28 protein-coding genes and 1 pseudogene are annotated in these 15,757 nt (G+C 68.3%); 2 read left to right on the top strand and 27 right to left on the bottom strand.

Annotated features, from left to right (window positions below):
• Window positions 1–73 precede the first annotated feature (73 nt).
• Entirely contained in the window at window positions 74–187 is a 114-nt protein-coding gene (rpmJ, locus tag D0T12_RS06120) for a 50S ribosomal protein L36 (RefSeq protein ID WP_026404072.1), read from the bottom strand.
• Window positions 188–260: 73 nt separating this feature from the next.
• Window positions 261–482, bottom strand: coding sequence for a translation initiation factor IF-1 (gene infA / locus D0T12_RS06115; protein ID WP_018657567.1), 222 nt, complete (start codon window positions 480–482; stop codon window positions 261–263).
• A 261-nt stretch (window positions 483–743) separates the two neighbouring features.
• On the opposite strand from infA, the gene D0T12_RS06110 reads away from it, so the two are divergent.
• On the top strand, window positions 744–1,301 hold the full coding sequence (locus D0T12_RS06110) for a hypothetical protein (protein ID WP_117398394.1): 558 nt from the start codon (window positions 744–746) through the stop codon (window positions 1,299–1,301).
• Window positions 1,302–1,460: 159 nt separating this feature from the next.
• The gene (locus D0T12_RS06105; protein WP_117398393.1) at window positions 1,461–2,276 is read left to right on the top strand and encodes a phosphodiesterase; all 816 of its coding nucleotides are present in this window, start codon (window positions 1,461–1,463) and stop codon (window positions 2,274–2,276) included.
• A 51-nt stretch (window positions 2,277–2,327) separates the two neighbouring features.
• On the opposite strand, the gene D0T12_RS06100 is transcribed toward D0T12_RS06105, so the two are convergent.
• The 25 genes and pseudogenes from D0T12_RS06100 to rpsJ all read right to left on the bottom strand — a co-directional run bounded on the left by D0T12_RS06100 (window position 2,328) and on the right by rpsJ (window position 15,643).
• Window positions 2,328–2,774 (bottom strand): DUF1707 SHOCT-like domain-containing protein, encoded by a 447-nt coding sequence (locus D0T12_RS06100; RefSeq protein WP_117398392.1) that lies wholly within the window; start codon window positions 2,772–2,774, stop codon window positions 2,328–2,330.
• 35 nt (window positions 2,775–2,809) lie between these two features.
• Entirely contained in the window at window positions 2,810–3,652 is an 843-nt protein-coding gene (gene map / locus D0T12_RS06095) for a type I methionyl aminopeptidase (protein WP_117398391.1), read from the bottom strand.
• Between the two features lie 63 nt (window positions 3,653–3,715).
• Window positions 3,716–4,366 (bottom strand): adenylate kinase, encoded by a 651-nt coding sequence (locus tag D0T12_RS06090; protein ID WP_117398390.1) that lies wholly within the window; start codon window positions 4,364–4,366, stop codon window positions 3,716–3,718.
• Window positions 4,367–5,665 carry a preprotein translocase subunit SecY gene (gene secY, locus D0T12_RS06085; RefSeq protein WP_407642038.1) on the bottom strand — a complete coding sequence of 433 codons (1,299 nt, stop codon included), beginning with the start codon at window positions 5,663–5,665 and terminating at the stop codon, window positions 4,367–4,369. It abuts the gene before it with no gap.
• Between the two features lie 284 nt (window positions 5,666–5,949).
• A complete protein-coding gene (gene rplO, locus D0T12_RS06080) occupies window positions 5,950–6,432 on the bottom strand; it encodes a 50S ribosomal protein L15 (RefSeq protein ID WP_117398389.1) in 483 nt (160 codons plus the stop codon).
• A 2-nt stretch (window positions 6,433–6,434) separates the two neighbouring features.
• A complete protein-coding gene (gene rpmD / locus D0T12_RS06075; RefSeq protein ID WP_117398388.1) occupies window positions 6,435–6,617 on the bottom strand; it encodes a 50S ribosomal protein L30 in 183 nt (60 codons plus the stop codon).
• The gene (gene rpsE / locus D0T12_RS06070) at window positions 6,614–7,234 is read right to left on the bottom strand and encodes a 30S ribosomal protein S5 (RefSeq protein ID WP_021596721.1); all 621 of its coding nucleotides are present in this window, start codon (window positions 7,232–7,234) and stop codon (window positions 6,614–6,616) included. The genes rpmD and rpsE overlap by 4 nt, the downstream gene beginning before the upstream one ends.
• A 34-nt stretch (window positions 7,235–7,268) precedes the next feature.
• The gene (rplR, locus tag D0T12_RS06065) at window positions 7,269–7,655 is read right to left on the bottom strand and encodes a 50S ribosomal protein L18 (protein WP_117398387.1); all 387 of its coding nucleotides are present in this window, start codon (window positions 7,653–7,655) and stop codon (window positions 7,269–7,271) included.
• A 2-nt stretch (window positions 7,656–7,657) separates the two neighbouring features.
• A complete protein-coding gene (gene rplF, locus D0T12_RS06060; protein WP_117398385.1) occupies window positions 7,658–8,194 on the bottom strand; it encodes a 50S ribosomal protein L6 in 537 nt (178 codons plus the stop codon).
• A 14-nt stretch (window positions 8,195–8,208) separates the two neighbouring features.
• Window positions 8,209–8,607, bottom strand: a complete 399-nt coding sequence (gene rpsH / locus D0T12_RS06055) for a 30S ribosomal protein S8 (protein WP_117398383.1) — start codon at window positions 8,605–8,607, stop codon at window positions 8,209–8,211.
• A 160-nt stretch (window positions 8,608–8,767) separates the two neighbouring features.
• Entirely contained in the window at window positions 8,768–8,953 is a 186-nt protein-coding gene (locus tag D0T12_RS06050) for a type Z 30S ribosomal protein S14 (protein WP_018657585.1), read from the bottom strand.
• Window positions 8,953–9,528 (bottom strand): 50S ribosomal protein L5, encoded by a 576-nt coding sequence (gene rplE, locus D0T12_RS06045; RefSeq protein ID WP_117398382.1) that lies wholly within the window; start codon window positions 9,526–9,528, stop codon window positions 8,953–8,955. The genes D0T12_RS06050 and rplE overlap by 1 nt, the downstream gene beginning before the upstream one ends.
• 151 nt (window positions 9,529–9,679) lie before the next feature.
• A pseudogene (gene rplX / locus D0T12_RS36390) lies at window positions 9,680–9,967 on the bottom strand (50S ribosomal protein L24); the annotation flags it as partial.
• Entirely contained in the window at window positions 9,967–10,335 is a 369-nt protein-coding gene (rplN, locus tag D0T12_RS06035) for a 50S ribosomal protein L14 (RefSeq protein WP_067629407.1), read from the bottom strand. The pseudogene rplX and the gene rplN, both read right to left, overlap by 1 nt.
• Before the next feature lie 63 nt (window positions 10,336–10,398).
• Entirely contained in the window at window positions 10,399–10,671 is a 273-nt protein-coding gene (gene rpsQ, locus D0T12_RS06030; RefSeq protein ID WP_117398378.1) for a 30S ribosomal protein S17, read from the bottom strand.
• Window positions 10,668–10,907, bottom strand: a complete 240-nt coding sequence (gene rpmC / locus D0T12_RS06025) for a 50S ribosomal protein L29 (protein ID WP_117398376.1) — start codon at window positions 10,905–10,907, stop codon at window positions 10,668–10,670. The genes rpsQ and rpmC overlap by 4 nt, the downstream gene beginning before the upstream one ends.
• The gene (rplP, locus tag D0T12_RS06020; protein WP_117398374.1) at window positions 10,907–11,326 is read right to left on the bottom strand and encodes a 50S ribosomal protein L16; all 420 of its coding nucleotides are present in this window, start codon (window positions 11,324–11,326) and stop codon (window positions 10,907–10,909) included. The genes rpmC and rplP overlap by 1 nt, the downstream gene beginning before the upstream one ends.
• Before the next feature lie 6 nt (window positions 11,327–11,332).
• Complete coding sequence (gene rpsC, locus D0T12_RS06015; protein WP_117398372.1) at window positions 11,333–12,172, bottom strand: 30S ribosomal protein S3; 840 nt, start codon at window positions 12,170–12,172, stop codon at window positions 11,333–11,335.
• Complete coding sequence (gene rplV / locus D0T12_RS06010; RefSeq protein ID WP_117398370.1) at window positions 12,172–12,552, bottom strand: 50S ribosomal protein L22; 381 nt, start codon at window positions 12,550–12,552, stop codon at window positions 12,172–12,174. Before rplV ends, rpsC begins: the two co-directional genes overlap by 1 nt.
• Before the next feature lie 34 nt (window positions 12,553–12,586).
• On the bottom strand, window positions 12,587–12,868 hold the full coding sequence (gene rpsS / locus D0T12_RS06005) for a 30S ribosomal protein S19 (RefSeq protein ID WP_117398369.1): 282 nt from the start codon (window positions 12,866–12,868) through the stop codon (window positions 12,587–12,589).
• Window positions 12,869–12,880: 12 nt separating this feature from the next.
• Window positions 12,881–13,714 carry a 50S ribosomal protein L2 gene (gene rplB, locus D0T12_RS06000; RefSeq protein WP_117398368.1) on the bottom strand — a complete coding sequence of 278 codons (834 nt, stop codon included), beginning with the start codon at window positions 13,712–13,714 and terminating at the stop codon, window positions 12,881–12,883.
• A 45-nt stretch (window positions 13,715–13,759) separates the two neighbouring features.
• Window positions 13,760–14,059: a 50S ribosomal protein L23 gene (rplW, locus tag D0T12_RS05995; RefSeq protein WP_117398367.1), complete on the bottom strand. Its 300-nt coding sequence runs from the start codon at window positions 14,057–14,059 to the stop codon at window positions 13,760–13,762.
• Between the two features lie 12 nt (window positions 14,060–14,071).
• On the bottom strand, window positions 14,072–14,674 hold the full coding sequence (gene rplD / locus D0T12_RS05990; RefSeq protein WP_117398366.1) for a 50S ribosomal protein L4: 603 nt from the start codon (window positions 14,672–14,674) through the stop codon (window positions 14,072–14,074).
• On the bottom strand, window positions 14,671–15,321 hold the full coding sequence (rplC, locus tag D0T12_RS05985; protein WP_117398365.1) for a 50S ribosomal protein L3: 651 nt from the start codon (window positions 15,319–15,321) through the stop codon (window positions 14,671–14,673). The genes rplD and rplC overlap by 4 nt, the downstream gene beginning before the upstream one ends.
• A gap of 13 nt (window positions 15,322–15,334) precedes the next feature.
• Window positions 15,335–15,643, bottom strand: a complete 309-nt coding sequence (gene rpsJ, locus D0T12_RS05980) for a 30S ribosomal protein S10 (protein ID WP_018657599.1) — start codon at window positions 15,641–15,643, stop codon at window positions 15,335–15,337.
• Window positions 15,644–15,757 lie beyond the last annotated feature (114 nt).

Here is a 15,757-nt window from a genome sequence, read left to right as displayed (position 1 = left end):
CCCGGAACGGACCGTACGGCCACCCTGGAATGCGAAGGTTGCGATGCGCTTGCCTGTGTGCGGCTCCGGGCCGTCAGCCCTGGCGCTGCTTGTGGCGCGGGTCAGAGCAGATGACCATGACCCGGCCGTGCCGCCGGATGACCCGGCAGTTCTTGCAGATCTTCTTGACGCTCGGCTTGACCTTCACTGGGTCTCCTGGAGATTAGGGTCACCCCCGCGCCGCCACGCGCGGGGAAGGCAACCCCAGTGGGATGGCTTGTTCACTTGTAGCGGTAAACGATCCGACCGCGCGTGAGGTCGTAGGGGCTCAGCTCCACAACGACGCGGTCGTCCGGCAGGATCCGGATGTAGTGCATCCGCATCTTGCCGCTGATGTGGGCGAGCACCTTGTGCCCGTTGTCGAGTTCCACCCGGAACATGGCGTTCGGGAGCGACTCGATGACGGTGCCCTCGATCTCGATGGCCCCTTCTTTCTTGGGCATGTCCTCCGCGCTTCGCTGATCGGCTCATTGGACGTGGCCCGGCTCCCGGAGGAGAATCGACCGCGACCCACACCGCGACGCGGACACGTCAGGAAGGGGAATCAGGCGGCCGGCGACGGACCGACAAAGGAGTCTACGTCACCCGGCCGTGCAATGCGAAATCAGCGCATGATACGGGCGCGGAGACTGCTCCCGCCCCAAGCATACATCCCGCACGCGTTGGTACCTTTCCCAGGAGAGATACGTTCGAGGAGGATCGGCATGCCGAGCTATGACTTCGCGCTGATCCTCAGCCGCCCTCTCTACGAGGACGAGCTGGACCCCCTGTTCGACCGCACCCACGGCGCCGTCACGGTCTCGGTCGTCCAAGACCCCCAGCACGCCAACCGGCCCGGCAGCGCCTCCTGCTCGTGGCAGAGCGCCACCCTGGCCGCGGCGATCATGGAGGTGGTGGAGCATGTGGAGGCCAGCGCCCCCGATGTCAGCGTGCTCCAGGTCGAGGCCGATCCGCTGCTGACGATCCGCGACATCGCCGAGCGGGTCGGACGCTCCCTCGACTCCGTCCGGCACGCGATCACCGGGGCGCGCGGCGCCGCCGGCTTCCCCTCGTCGGAGATGTCGTCGGCGGGCCACCGGCTGTGGCGCTGGTCCAAGGTGGCCGCCTGGTACGGGCTGGACGACCCGCAGCTCGTGGAGGCGAAACCGACCGTCCAGGCGATCAACGGCTGGCTCGCCCTCCGCGAGGTCGTCCCGGACGTCGCGCCGCCCGCCGAGGACGTCACCTCCGCCCTCTCCCTGGTGATCACGCACGTCGCCTGAACCTCGCGGGCGTGCCCCTGCGTGACGGCGCCGGGACCGTGCGGGACGGCGGCGGCGCCGAAGTCGACAGTCCGGCCCGCCGGGCGCGAAGATCGTCACCGTGCCGTCCCGGGAACGTCCCCGGGATCGTTGGTGCTCGGGCATTTGGAGAGAGGATCGATGGCGATCATCGCGCAGCTGAGCGACATCCACCTGGCGGCCGGACGGGACGGCGAGGTGGACGACGGCTCCGGCCCGGTCCGCGCGCTGCGGGCCGCCGTGTCGAGCCTGCTGTCGCTGCCCGCGCGGCCGGACGCCGTCGTCATCACCGGCGACCTCGCCGAGAGCGGCACCGCCGCCGAGTACACCCGGCTGCACGCGCTGCTGTCGCCGCTGCCGATGGCGGTGTACCCGATGTGCGGCAACCACGACGTCCGGGACGAGCTGCGGAAGGCGTTCACCGAGCATTCGGCGGTGACGGACACCGGGCTCTACCCGCAGGCGCCCCTCCAGTACGCCGTCGACGTGGCGGGCGTACGGCTCGTCTGCTGCGACACCACCGTCGACGGTCACTCCCACGGGCACATGAACGAGGAACGGCTCGGGTGGCTCGACCGGACGCTCGCCGCCGCGCCCGACACCCCGACGGTCGTCGCGACGCACCATCCGCCCTTCCCGGTCGGGATGCGGTTTATCGACGACCTGCGGTTCGTCGACCCCGCCGGGTTCGTGTCGGTGCTGTCCCGCCACCCGCAGGTGGTGCGGGTGATCTCCGGGCACGTCCACCGGGCGTCGGTCGGCTCGCTCGGGGGAACCGTGAGCACCACGTGCCCGAGCACGTACCGGCAGCTCTACCTGGACCTCACGGCGCAGGGCCGCGCCGCCTTCACCGGGGAGCCCGCCGGGTTCGCCGTCCACCTCGTCGGCGACGACGGCTCGGCCACGACCCACTTCGCGCCGACCGGGAACTACCGTCCGCTGATGGACGTGGAGTGAGCCGTCGAGTGAGCTGTGGCGTGAGCCGTCGAATGGGACGGGTGTGACCGGTCAGCCGCGCCGGTCACCGAAGATCGTGCGCAGGAGCAGCAGCGCGCCCCACGGACCCACCACCCAGATCCACCACGGGTAGGGAACCCCGGACCCTTGCACCAGCAGGACCAGCCAGACGGCGAGGTTGATCGCGCTGACGACGCCCCAGGCGCCCCACATCGCCCGGATCCGTTGGAGTTCGGCGTCGCTCGACGAGGACCGCCGGACGGGCGCCCCGGCGCCCTTGGCCTGCGACGCCGGAACCGGGAGCTGGTAGAGGTCCTTCTCCGGAAGGTCGGCGGTGACGTCCTGGAGCTCCCCGACGGTCTTCGCCGCGTACACGGCCTCCAGCCGCTCCTGCAGCTCGTCCATGGTGATCCGGCCATCGCCGCAGTGGTCCCGCAGGCTCTCCGCCACCCGGTCGCGGTCGGCGTCCGAGGCCCGGATGTCAGGGTTCGGCGCCATTGCTCCTCCCGTGCTCCTCCGTGCTCCCCCGCGCGTCAGGACGAGGTCTCAGTTCCATTCTGGACGACACCGAGCCGGTTGAACCATGCCTCGCCCTCGTCCAGGGCCGTGAGGACCCGGGGACCGTCCGGCGTGACCGCGAACGTGTGCTCGAAGTGCGCCGAGGCCCGCCCGTCGACGGTGACGACCGTCCACCCGTCGTCGAGTTCCACGGTCTCCTTGGCCCCGAGGTTCACCATCGGCTCGACCGCGAAGCACATGCCCGGCTTCAGGACGGGCCCGTGCCCGGCCTCGCCGTGGTTCGGGATGAGCGGGTCCATGTGCATCTCGGTCCCGATGCCGTGCCCTCCGTACCCCTCGACGATGCCGTAGGCGCCCTGAGAGCGGATGTGAGCCTCGATCGCGTGCGACATGTCCGAGAGCCTGGCCCCGACCCGTCCGGCCGCCAGACCGTGCCACAGGGCCGCCTCGGTCACCTCCAGGAGCCGCTGCCGCTCCTCGGTGATCTCCCCCACCGGAACGGTGATCGCCGCGTCGCCGTGCCAGCCGTCCACGATCGCGCCGCAGTCGAGGGAGAGGAGGTCGCCGTCCCGCAGGACCTTCCCGGCCCGCGGGATGCCGTGCACGACCTCCTCGTTGACGGACGCGCAGATCGTCCCGGTGAACCCGTGGTAGCCCTTGAACGACGGGACGCCGCCGTTGTCGCGGATGTGCCGCTCGGCGAGCGCGTCCAGGTCAAGGGTGGTGAGACCGGGCCGGACGGCGTCGCGCATCAACTCCAGCGTCCGCGCGACCAGCAGCCCGGCCGCGCGCATCGACTCGACCTGCTCCGCCGTCTTGATCTGGATGACCGGCTTCTGCCTGAGGCCTCTGAACATCTCTCCCGCGCCTCCTCACGGTCGCCGCGTCCGGGCGCCCTTCACCTCACCGAAGAGCGCCCCTCACTTCTCCAACGGGCGGAGCGCGGTCAGGGCGCGCTTGGTGACCTCCTCGACCGGACCGGTCGCGTCGATCCCGACGAGGATGTTCTCGTCGGCGTAGAACTGCACCAGCGGCGCCGTGTCGTGCTTGTACACCTCCAGGCGATGCATGACGACCTCTTTCTTGTCGTCGTCGCGCTGGAACAGGTGCCCGCCGCAGTCGTCGCAGATGTCGTCCTGCTTGTCGTCGAAGTCGACGTGCCAGATGCGCCCGCAGCGGTCGCAGGTCCGGCGGCCCGACAGCCGCCGGACGACCTCGTCCTCGTCGACCACCAGCTCCAACACGATGTCGAGCCGGGTGTCCCACTCGGCGAGGATCTTCTTCAGCGTCTCGGCCTGGGGGACGTTCCGCGGGAACCCGTCCAGCAGGAACCCGTCGCGGGCGTCCTCCTGACCGAGCCGGTCGCGCACCATCGCGATCGTGACCTCGTCGGGCACCAGATCACCACGGTCCATGTACTGCTTGGCCTGCCGACCGAGCTCCGTACCGCCGCTGACGTTGGCGCGGAAGATGTCACCTGTCGAGATCTTCGGGATGGACAGATGCGATGCGATGTACTGGGCCTGAGTCCCCTTGCCCGCACCAGGGGGGCCCACCAGGACGATACGCATCTATCGAAGGAAGCCCTCGTAGTTGCGCTGCTGGAGCTGACTCTCGATCTGCTTCACGGTATCCAGTCCGACGCCGACGATGATGAGGATGCTCGCACCGCCGAAGGGGAACTCCTGGGTGGCCTTCAGGAGTGCGAACGCCACCATGGGGATCAGCGACACGAGCCCCAGGTAGAGCGCACCGGGTGTGGTGATCCGGGTCAGCACGAAGTCGAGGTACTCGGCGGTCGGCCGACCAGGACGGATACCTGGGATGAAACCACCATACTTCTTCATGTTGTCGGCTACTTCAGTGGGGTTGAAGGTGATCGCCACGTAGAAGTAGGTGAAGAAGATGATGAAGACGAAGAAGATCGCCATGTGCCAGGGGTTGTCCTGCTTCAGGTACGGCTGGACCTTCTGGAGCCACTTGGTGTCGGGCCACAGCTGGGTCGCCAGGATCGGCAGGTACAGCAGGGACGACGCGAAGATGATCGGGATGATCCCGGCCTGGTTCACCTTCAGCGGGATGTAGGTCGACGTGCCGCCGTACATGCGGCGGCCGACCATGCGCTTGGCGTACTGGACGGGGATGCGCCGCTGCGCCTGCTCGACGAACACGACACCGGCCATGATCGCCAGGCCGACGAGGAGCACCACCGCGAAGACGAACCCGTTCTTCGTCTTGTAAATGCTCCAGAACTGGGCGGGGAACACCGCGACCACCTGAGTGAAGATCAACAACGACATGCCGTTGCCGACCCCCCGGTCGGTGATCAACTCACCCAGCCACATGATCACGGACGTCCCCGCGACCATGCAGATCACCATCGTGATGATCGGGAACAGGCCCTTGTCGTAAAGGATGTCGCCGCTACCGGTGATGCCCTGGAACAACTGTCCGGTGCTCGCCATCGCCACGATGCCGGTGGCCTGGAGGATCGCCAGTCCCACCGTCAGGTAACGGGTGTACTGGGTGATCTTCGTGGTGCCGGACTGGCCCTCCTTCTTCAGGGCCTCCAACCGGGGGATCACCACCGTGAGCAGCTGAAGGATGATGCTCGCCGTGATGTACGGCATGATCCCCAGCGCGAAGATCGAAAGCTTCAGCAGCGCTCCGCCGCTGAACAGGTCGACAAGCCCGTAGAGGTTGTTGGCGTCCTTGGCGTCATCCGCGGTCTTCTTCAGGACCTCCACGTTGACGTTCGGCGTCGGGATGATCGACCCCAGCCGGAACACCAAGATGATGAACAACGTGAACAGCAACTTCTTACGCAGGTCAGGCGTACGAAAAGCCCGAGCGAAAGCGGTCAGCACCATTCCTCCTGCGTGACTGGCGGGGTCATGGCCACCGAGGGGCCGGTTACAGGTCCATGATTTCGGGCGGAGGATACCGTGTGAGACGCGGGAGTGTGCAATCTCACCCCGATCACCTTCGCCGGTGTGACTCTAACAGCAGATGCGCCGACTGCCGACGCGCCGAGCGCCGACGTGCTAGACGCCGACGTCCGAACCCCCGACATGCCGAGGGCCGCCCCGCAGGTCCCGGCGGCCGTACGGCCCCGGGCGCTGAGCGAGAGCGGCCCCCACATGAAGATTGCTACTTACAGCTCGTCGGCGGTTCCGCCGGCGGCGGCGATCTTCTCCTTGGCGGAACCGGAGAAGGCGTGCGCCTTCACCTGGACCGCGACGGAGATCTCGCCGGTGCCGAGGACCTTGACCGGACGGCCGCGGCGCACCGCGCCCCTGGCAGCCAGGTCGTCCGCCGTGACCTCCCCGCCCTCCGGGTAGAGCGCGGCGAGCTTGTCCAGGTTCACCACCTGGTACTCGACCCGGTTCGGGTTCTTGAAGCCCTTCAGCTTCGGAACCCGGCGGATCAGCGGCATCTGGCCGCCCTCGAACCCGACGGGAACCGTGCTGCGGGCCTTCGTGCCCTTGGTGCCGCGGCCCGCGGTCTTGCCCTTGGACGCCTCACCGCGACCCTTACGGGTCTTGCGGCGGTTCGCGCCGGGGGCCGGACGCAGGTCGTGCACCTTCAGCGGGGTGCCCTCGGCCTCGGAAGCGTCCTGCTTCGACAGATCGGCCATGGTCAGTCGACCTCCTCGACGGTGACCAGGTGCGCCACCGTCCGGATCATGCCGAGCACCTCGGGACGGTCCTCGCGGACCACGCTCTGCCCGATCTTCCGCAGCCCGAGGGTGCGCAGCGTGTCACGCTGGTTCTGCTTCTCGCTGATCACCGACTTGGTCTGCGTGATCCTCAGCTGGCTCATGACGCGGCCGCCTCCGCCCTGGGCTCACTGCCCGCGGCACGGGCCCGCAGCATCGCCGCCGGCGCCACGTCCTCGATCGGCAGGCCGCGCTTGGCCGCGATCTCCTCGGGACGCTTCAGCGCCTTCAGACCCGCGATCGTCGCGTGCACGATGTTGATCGCGTTGTCGCTGCCCAGCGACTTGCTCAGCACGTCGTGGATGCCCGCGCACTCCAGCACCGCGCGCACCGGACCACCCGCGATCACACCGGTACCGGGGCTCGCCGGACGCAGCAGGACCTCGCCCGCCGCGTCCCGCGCCTGCACCAGGTGCGGGATGGTGCCCTGGATCCGCGGCACCTTGAAGAAGTGCTTCTTGGCCTCCTCGACGCCCTTGGCGATCGCCGCGGGCACCTCCTTGGCCTTGCCGTAGCCGACACCGACGGTGCCGTTGCCGTCGCCGACGATCACCAGGGCGGTGAAGCTGAACCGCCGCCCGCCCTTGACGACCTTGGCGACACGGTTGATCGCCACGACCTTCTCGATGTACGACTGGCCCTTGTCGGCGCCACCGCGGCGGTCGTCGCGGCGATCGCGACGGTCGCCACCCTGACCGCCACCACGCCTCTGCGCTGCCATCAGTGGTTCCTCTCGTTGACCTTGTTCGGGGCCCTCACAGCTCCAGGCCCCCCTCGCGCGCACCGTCCGCTACGGCGGCGATGCGGCCGTGGTACTTGTTGCCGCCACGGTCGAACACGACCGCGGAGACACCGGCCTCCCGCGCCCGCTGGGCGACGAGCTCGCCGACCTTGCGGGACTTGGCCGTCTTGTCGCCGGAGTCGGCGCGCAGGTCCGCCTCCATCGTGGACGCGCTGGCCAGCGTGTGGCCCTTGGCGTCGTCGATGACCTGGACGAACACGTGCCGGGTGGAGCGGGTCACGACCAGGCGAGGCCGCTCGGCGCTGCCGACGACCTTCTTGCGGACCCGGATGTGCCGGCGCCTGCGGGCCTTGGTCCGCGCCGACGTGCCGCGGCGGGCCAGGGTCTTCGTGCCTGCCATGACTACTTACCAGCCTTTCCGACCTTGCGGCGGATCTGCTCGCCCTCGTACCGCACGCCCTTGCCCTTGTACGGGTCGGGCTTGCGCAGCTTACGAATGTTGGCGGCGACCTCGCCGACCTTCTGCTTGTCGATTCCCTCGACGACCAGCTGGGTCGGACGCTCCACCGTGAACGAGATGCCCTCCGGGGGCTCCACGGTGATCGGGTGGCTGTATCCGAGCGAGAACTCCAGGTTCTTGCCCTTGGCCACCACACGGTAACCGACACCCTGGATGACCAGGGTCTTCTTGTAGCCGTCGGTGACCCCGACGACCATGTTGTTGATCAGCGTCCGCGTGAGCCCGTGCAGGCCGCGCACCTTGTTGACATCGTTCGGCCGGGAGACGACGATCTTGCCGTCCTCCTGCTTGACCTCGATGGGCTCGGCGACGGTGTGCGACAGCGTGCCCTTCGGCCCCTTGACGGTGACCTGGCGCCCGTCGAGCGTGACCTCGACGTTGGCGGGCACGGTGATGGGGCTACGTCCGATTCGAGACATTGGTCAGTACCCCCTCACCACACGTAGGCGAGGACTTCGCCGCCCACGCCGCGCTTGCCCGCCTGCCGGTCGGTCATCAGCCCGGAGGACGTCGAGATGATCGCGACGCCCAGTCCGCCGAGGACCTTCGGCAGGTTGTCCTTCTTCGCGTACACGCGCAGACCCGGCTTCGAGACGCGCTTGATACCGGCGATCGAACGCTCCCGGGTCGGCCCGAACTTCAGCTCGATCAGAAGTTCCTTGCCGACCTTGGCGTCCTGCACGCTCCAGCCCGAGATGTAGCCCTCCTGCTGGAGGATCTCGGCGATGTGCGCCTTGATCTTCGAGTACGGCATCGCCACCTGGTCGTGGTACGCCGAATTCGCGTTCCGCAGACGCGTCAGCATGTCTGCGATCGGGTCGGTCATCGTCATGGCCTACTGGCCCTCCCTCGCCACGGTTTCCTCGGACTCCTCTGGTCGTTCGGGTAGATGAGGTCCGTGGACCTTTGGCGCGGTCGTGGGCGTCCACACGGACGCCCGGTCGGTCATTACAGGCCGGTCTCCGCCCCGGGGTCCCGCCCCGGGTAAGCGGTCACCAGCTGGACTTGGTGATGCCGGGCAGCTCGCCGCGGTGGGCCATCTCCCGGAAGCACACACGGCACAGGCCGAACTTCCGGTAGACGGAGCGCGGACGCCCGCAGCGCGAGCATCGAGTGTACGCGCGGACACCGAACTTCGGCTTCCGCGCCGCCTTGGCGATCAGCGACTTCTTCGCCATCAGCTCTCCTTGAAGGGGAAGCCCAGGTGCCTCAGCAGCGCCCGGCCCTCGTCGTCGGTCTTCGCGGTCGTGACGACCGTGATGTCCATGCCCCGCTGCCGGTCGACCTTGTCGGGGTCGACCTCGTGGAACATGACCTGCTCGGTCAGCCCGAACGTGTAGTTGCCGTTGCCGTCGAACTGCTTCGGCGACAGGCCGCGGAAGTCACGGATGCGGGGCAGGGCCGTGGCCAGCAGCCGGTCCAGGAACTCCCACATGCGGTCGCCGCGCAGCGTGGCGTGCGCGCCGATCGGCATGCCCTCGCGCAGCTTGAACTGCGCGATGGACTTGCGGGCCCGGTTCAGGGACGGCTTCTGCCCGGTGATCAGCGACAGGTCGCGGATCGCGCCCTCGATCACCTTGGCGTCGCGGGCCGCCTCGCCGACCCCCATGTTCACCACGATCTTGGTGAGCGTGGGGATCTGCATGACGTTGGCGTAGCCGAACTCCTCGCGCATCCGTCCCGCGATCTCCTCGCGGTAGCGGACCTTGAGCCTCGGCTGCGGAACGGGACGCTCGGTCACGGTCTCAGTCATCGGAAGCGGGCTCCTTCGCGGCCTCGTCGGACGCCTCGGCCTTGTCGGCCGCCTTCGCCTTGTCGGCAGCCTTGTCGGACGCCTTGTCGGACGCCTTCGACTTGCCGGACGCCTTGGCCTTACCGGCCGACTTGGCCCGGTTCTTGTACGGACGCGTGACCCGGACCTTGTTGCCGTCCTCGTCGAACTCGTAGCCGATGCGGACGGGCTCGCCGTTCTCGGCCAGCGCGACGTTGCTGACGTGCAGCGGCGCCTCGACCGTGACGCGGCCGCTCTCCTTGCCGGCGCGCTGCTGGTCGGCCTTGATGTTCTTGGTGATGAGGTTGACGCCCTCGACGACCACCCGCTCCTCGCGGGGCAGGACGCGCAGGACCTTGCCGGTCGCGCCCTTGTCCTTGCCGGCGAGGACGATCACTTCGTCGCCCTTGCGGATCTTCATCAGAGCACCTCCGGCGCGAGCGAGATGATGCGCATGAACTTCTTCTCGCGCAGTTCGCGGCCCACCGGGCCGAAGATACGGGTGCCACGGGGGTCGCCGCCGTCCCTGATGAGCACGGCTGCGTTCTCGTCGAAGCGGATGTAGGAGCCGTCCGGGCGCCGGCGCTCCTTGCGGGTGCGCACGACGACCGCCTTGACGACGTCACCCTTCTTCACGCCCGCGCCGGGAAGGGCGTCCTTCACCGTCGCGACGATGATGTCGCCGACTCCCGCGTAGCGCCGACCCGAGCCGCCGAGAACCCGGATGCAAAGGATCTCCTTCGCACCCGTGTTGTCGGCGACCTTGAGTCGCGACTCCTGCTGGATCACGTCAACTCCTGTTCGTCACACCGGTTCTGCCGCGCTCTCGCGGCAGCCTGGTGGAACCGGCAATTACTTGGCCTTCTCGAGGATCTCCACCACGCGCCACCGCTTGGTGGCCGACAGCGGGCGGGTCTCCATGAGACGGACGCGGTCGCCGACGCCACACTCGTTGGCCTCGTCGTGCGCCTTGTAGTTCTTCGTGCGGCGGATCACCTTGTGGTACTTGGCGTGCTTCACGCGGTCCTCGACGGACACGACCACGGTCTTGTCCATCTTGTCGCTGACCACGAGGCCCTCCAGGACCTTACGGCTGCTCCGCTGCTCCGTCTGCTGCTCGGTCATTCGCCTTCCTCCGCGGCTTCCTCGACCGTGACGATGCCGAGCTCCCGCTCCCGCATCACGGTGTAGATGCGGGCGATCTCGCGCTTGACCTCACGCAGCCGCCCATGGCTTTCCAGCTGGCCGGTCGCGGCCTGGAAGCGGAGGTTGAACAGCTCCTCCTTGGCCTCCTTGAGCTTGGTGACCAGGACGTCCTCGGGCTCGGTCCGCAGGTCCTCGGCGGTAAGACCCTTGGCCATCAGGACTCACCCACTTCCCGCTTGACGATCTTGCACTTCATTGGAAGCTTGTGGATCGCGCGTGTGAGGGCCTCCCGAGCGATCTGCTCGTTCGGGTAGGAGATCTCGAACAGCACACGGCCCGGCTTCACGTTGGCGACCCACCACTCGACCGAGCCCTTACCGGAACCCATGCGGGTCTCGGCGGGCTTCTTGGTCAGCGGACGGTCCGGGAAGATGTTGATCCAGACCTTGCCGCCACGCTTGATGTGGCGGGTCATCGCGATACGCGCCGCCTCGATCTGGCGGTTCGTCACGTACGCGGGCTCGACGGCCTGGATGCCGTACTCGCCGAACGCCACCTTCGTGCCGCCCTTGGCCATGCCGCGGCGCTTCGGGTGGTGCTGCTTGCGGTGCTTGACCTTGCGAGGGATCAGCATCGGTCGTCAGCTCCCCTCACCCTGCGGAGCAGCCTCGGCCGCGGGGGCCGGCTGCTCGGAACCCTGCTGCTGCTTCTGCGCGCCACCGCGGTCACCACGGTCGCCACCGCGACCGCCGCGTCCGCCACGGCCACCGCCACGACGGTCGCCGCGACGCTCCCGGCCGCCGCCACCGCCCGCGGCGCGCTGCTGCGCGGCCTGCTGCTCCCGCTCGGCGCGGGTCTGCGCGGCCTCGCCCTTGTAGATCCACACCTTGACGCCGATGCGGCCGAACGTCGTCCGGGCCTCGTAGAAGCCGTAGTCGATGTCGGCGCGCAGCGTGTGCAGCGGGACCTGGCCCTCGCGGTAGAACTCCGACCGCGACATCTCGGCGCCGCCGAGACGGCCGCCGCACTGCACCTTGATGCCCTTGGCGCCCGACTTCATCGCCGACTGGATCGCCTTGCGCATGGCGCGCCGGAACGCGACACGGCTGGACAGCTGCTCGGCGACGCCCTGCGCGACGAGCTGCGCGTCGATCTCGGGGTTCTTCACCTCGAGGATGTTCAGCCGCACCTGCTTGCCGGTCAGCTTCTCCAGGTCGCCGCGCAGGCGCTCGGCCTCCGCGCCGCGGCGGCCGATGACGATGCCCGGCCGGGCCGTGTGGATGTTGACCTCGACACGGTCACGGGTCCGCTCGATCTCCACCTTGGAGATGCCCGCCCGGTCCATGCCCTTCTGCAGCATGCGCCGGATCTGGACGTCTTCCTTGACGTAGTCCTTGTAGAGCTTGTCGGCGAACCACACGCTCTTGTGGTCGGTGGTGATGCCGAGCCGGAACCCGTGCGGGTTGATCTTCTGACCCACTACCGGGCCCTCCTCGTCTTCCTGCCACCGCCGGACGCGGCCGCCTCGTCGCGCGACTCCACGACCACGGTGATGTGGCTCGTGCGCTTGTTGATGCGGTAAGCCCGGCCCTGGGCGCGGGGACGGAAACGCTTCAGCGTCGGTCCCTCGTCCACCCACGCACGGCTCACGACGAGCGTGTCCGAGTCGAGCTTGAAGTTGTGCTCGGCGTTGGCGATGGCGCTCGCCAGCACCTTGCCCACCGGCTCACTAGCAGCCTGGGGGGCGAACCGCAGCACCGCCTGAGCCTCCGCGGCGGGCAGGCCGCGGATGAGGTCCACCACGCGGCGGGCCTTCCTGGGCGTGACGCGGATGAACCGCGCCTGGGCCCTGGCTTCCATCGCTGATCCCTCTCTCCTACGATCCTGCGCCCGCTCAGCCGCGACGGCTGCGGCGGTCTTCCTTGACGTGACTGCGGAACGTCCGCGTCGGCGCGAACTCGCCGAGCTTGTGCCCCACCATGGAGTCGGTGATGAACACCGGGACGTGCTTGCGGCCGTCGTGCACGGCGATCGTGTGACCGATCATGTCCGGCACGATCATGGAGCGCCGCGACCACGTCTTGATGACGTTCTTGGTGCCCTTCTCATTCTGCGCGTCCACCTTCTTCATGAGGTGGTCGTCCACGAAGGGGCCCTTCTTCAGGCTACGTGGCATGACGAGCGACTCCTACCGCTTCTTCTTGCTGCGACGACGGACGATCAGCCGGTCGCTCGGCTTGTTCGCCTTGCGGGTGCGGCCTTCCTTCTTACCGCCGGGGTTCACCGGGTGGCGGCCACCGGACGTCTTGCCCTCACCACCACCGTGCGGGTGGTCGATCGGGTTCATGGCGACGCCGCGGACGGTCGGGCGCTTGCCCTTCCACCGCATCCGGCCGGCCTTGCCCCAGTTGATGTTCGACTGCTCGGCGTTGCCGACCTCGCCGACCGTCGCGCGGCACCGGACGTCCACCATCCGCATCTCGCCGGACGGCATCCGCAGCGTGGCGTACTTGCCCTCCTTGGCCAGCAGCTGGACGCCCGCGCCCGCACTGCGGGCGATCTTGGCGCCGCCGCCGGGCCGCAGCTCGATGGCGTGCACGACGGTACCCGTCGGGATGTTGCGCAGCGGCAGGCAGTTGCCCGGCTTGATGTCGGCGCCCGGCCCGTTCTCCACCCGGTCGCCCTGCTTCAGCCCGCGCGGCGCGATGATGTAGCGCTTCTCGCCGTCGACGTAGTGCAGCAGCGCGATCCGCGCGGTGCGGTTCGGGTCGTACTCGATGTGCGCGACCTTCGCCGGGATGCCGTCCTTGTCGTGCCGGCGGAAGTCGATCACGCGGTAGGCGCGCTTGTGGCCGCCGCCCTGGTGCCGGGTGGTGATGCGGCCGTGGTTGTTACGGCCGCCCTTCTTCGGCAGCGGGCGCAGCAGCGACTTCTCGGGCTCGGTGCGCGTGATCTCGACGAAGTCGGCCACGCTGGAGCCGCGACGACCCGGAGTCGTCGGCTTGTAGTTACGGATGCCCATCTCGTTCGTTCATCCCTTGTCCGTCTTCGGGACGGCCCCGGCGTGTTACGCCGGGCCGCCGAAGATGTCGATCCGGTCGCCTTCGGCGAGGCTCACGATGGCGCGCTTGGTGTCCTTGCGCTTGCCGTAGCCGAACCGCGTGCGCTTGCGCTTGCCCTGCCGGTTGAGCGTGTTCACGCTCGTCACCTTGACGTCGAACACCGCCTCGACCGCCTGCTTGATCTGGGTCTTGTTGGCGTCCGGGCGGACGATGAACGTGTACTTGTTCTCGTCCAGCAGCCCGTAGCTCTTCTCCGAGACGACCGGCGCGATGATGACGTCGCGGGGGTCGGCGATCTTGTTCATGTGCGACCCTCCTTACTTCTTCGCCGCACGCGAGATGAACTCGTCGTACGCCGTCTTCGTGAAGACGACGTCGTCGTTCACCAGCACGTCGTAGGTGTTGAGCTGGTCGGAGACGAGCACGTGCACGCTCGGCTCGTTGCGCAGGCTCTTCCAGGCGACCTCGTCCGCGCGGTCCAGGACCACGAGGACGCGCTTGGCGCCGGTCACCTCGCGCAGGGCCTTCAGCGCCGTCTTCGTCTTCGGGGTGTCGCCCTCGATGAGGTGGTCGACCACGTGGACCCGGCCGTACCGGGCGCGGTCGGACAGGGCGCCGCGCAGCGCCGCCGCCTTCATCTTCTTGGGCGTCCGCTGCGAGTAGTCCCGCGGCTGGGGGCCGTGGACGGTGCCGCCGCCGGCGAACTGGGGCGCGCGGGTCGAGCCCTGGCGGGCGCGGCCGGTGCCCTTCTGCCGGTACGGCTTGCGGCCGCCGCCGCGGACGTCGCCGCGCGTCTTCGTCGAGTGGGTGCCCTGCCGCGCCGCCGCCTCCTGCGCCACCACGACCTGGTGGATCAGCGGGATGTTGGTCTTGGCGTCGAAGACCTCGGCGGGCAGCTCGATGTCGAGTTTCGTCGTCACTTGCCCTGCCCCTTCACTGCGTCGCGGACCAGCACCACGCCGCCGTTGGGACCGGGAACCGCGCCCTTGATGAGCAGCAGGTTCTTCTCGGCGTCCACGGCGTGGACGGTCAGGTTCTGCACGGTGGTGCGGGCGTTGCCGTGCCGTCCCGCCATGCGGAGGCCCTTGAAGACGCGACCGGGGGTCGCGCAGCCGCCGATCGAACCCGGCGAGCGGTGCTTGCGCTGGGTGCCGTGCGAGGCGCCGAGGCCCTTGAAGCCGTGGCGCTTCATGACACCGGCGGTGCCCTTGCCCTTGCTCGTGCCGGTGACGTCGATCTTCTGGCCGGCCTCGAAGACGTCGGCGGTGATCTCCTGGCCGAGTTCGTACCCGGTGGTGTCGTCCGCCCGCAGTTCGACGAGGTAACGGCGCGGCGTGACGCCGGCCTTCTCGAAGTGACCCGTGCGCGGCTTGTTCACCTTGCGCGGGTCGATCTGCCCGTACCCGATCTGGACGGCGCTGTAGCCGTCCTTCTCCTGGGACTTGAGCTGGGTGACGACACACGGCCCGGCCTGGACGACGGTCACCGGGACGATCCGGCCCTCATCGTCGAAGACCTGGGTCATGCCGAGCTTCTCGCCCAGGACGCCCTTCCTCTGCGTACTCATTTCGGTGCGTCCCTCAGAGCTTGATCTCGATGTCAACGCCGGCCGGAAGGTCGAGTCGCATCAGCGAGTCGACCGTCTTGGGCGTCGGGTCGATGATGTCGATCAACCGCTTGTGCGTGCGCATCTCGAAGTGCTCGCGGCTGTCCTTGTACTTGTGCGGCGAACGGATGACGCAGTACACGTTCTTCTCGGTCGGCAGCGGCACCGGGCCCGCGACCTTGGCGCCCGTCCGCGTCACCGTCTCAACGATCTTCTTCGCGGAGGTGTCGATGACCTCGTGGTCGTAGGCCTTGAGCCGGATGCGGATCTTCTGTCCCGCCATGGTGGCCTCGGTGTCCTTTGCTGTAGTGCCGCTGGATGGTTCTTGCGATCCACGCCCGCCGGTGAGGGCGAGCGCCACGTCGGTGCGTCGAAGCGGCGGCCCGCCTGGCGGCAG

It is taken from the genome of Actinomadura spongiicola (assembly GCF_003432485.1).
Taxonomy (GTDB): Bacteria; Actinomycetota; Actinomycetes; order Streptosporangiales; family Streptosporangiaceae; genus Spirillospora; species Spirillospora spongiicola.
This window is presented reverse-complemented; position numbering and strand designations above follow the sequence as displayed.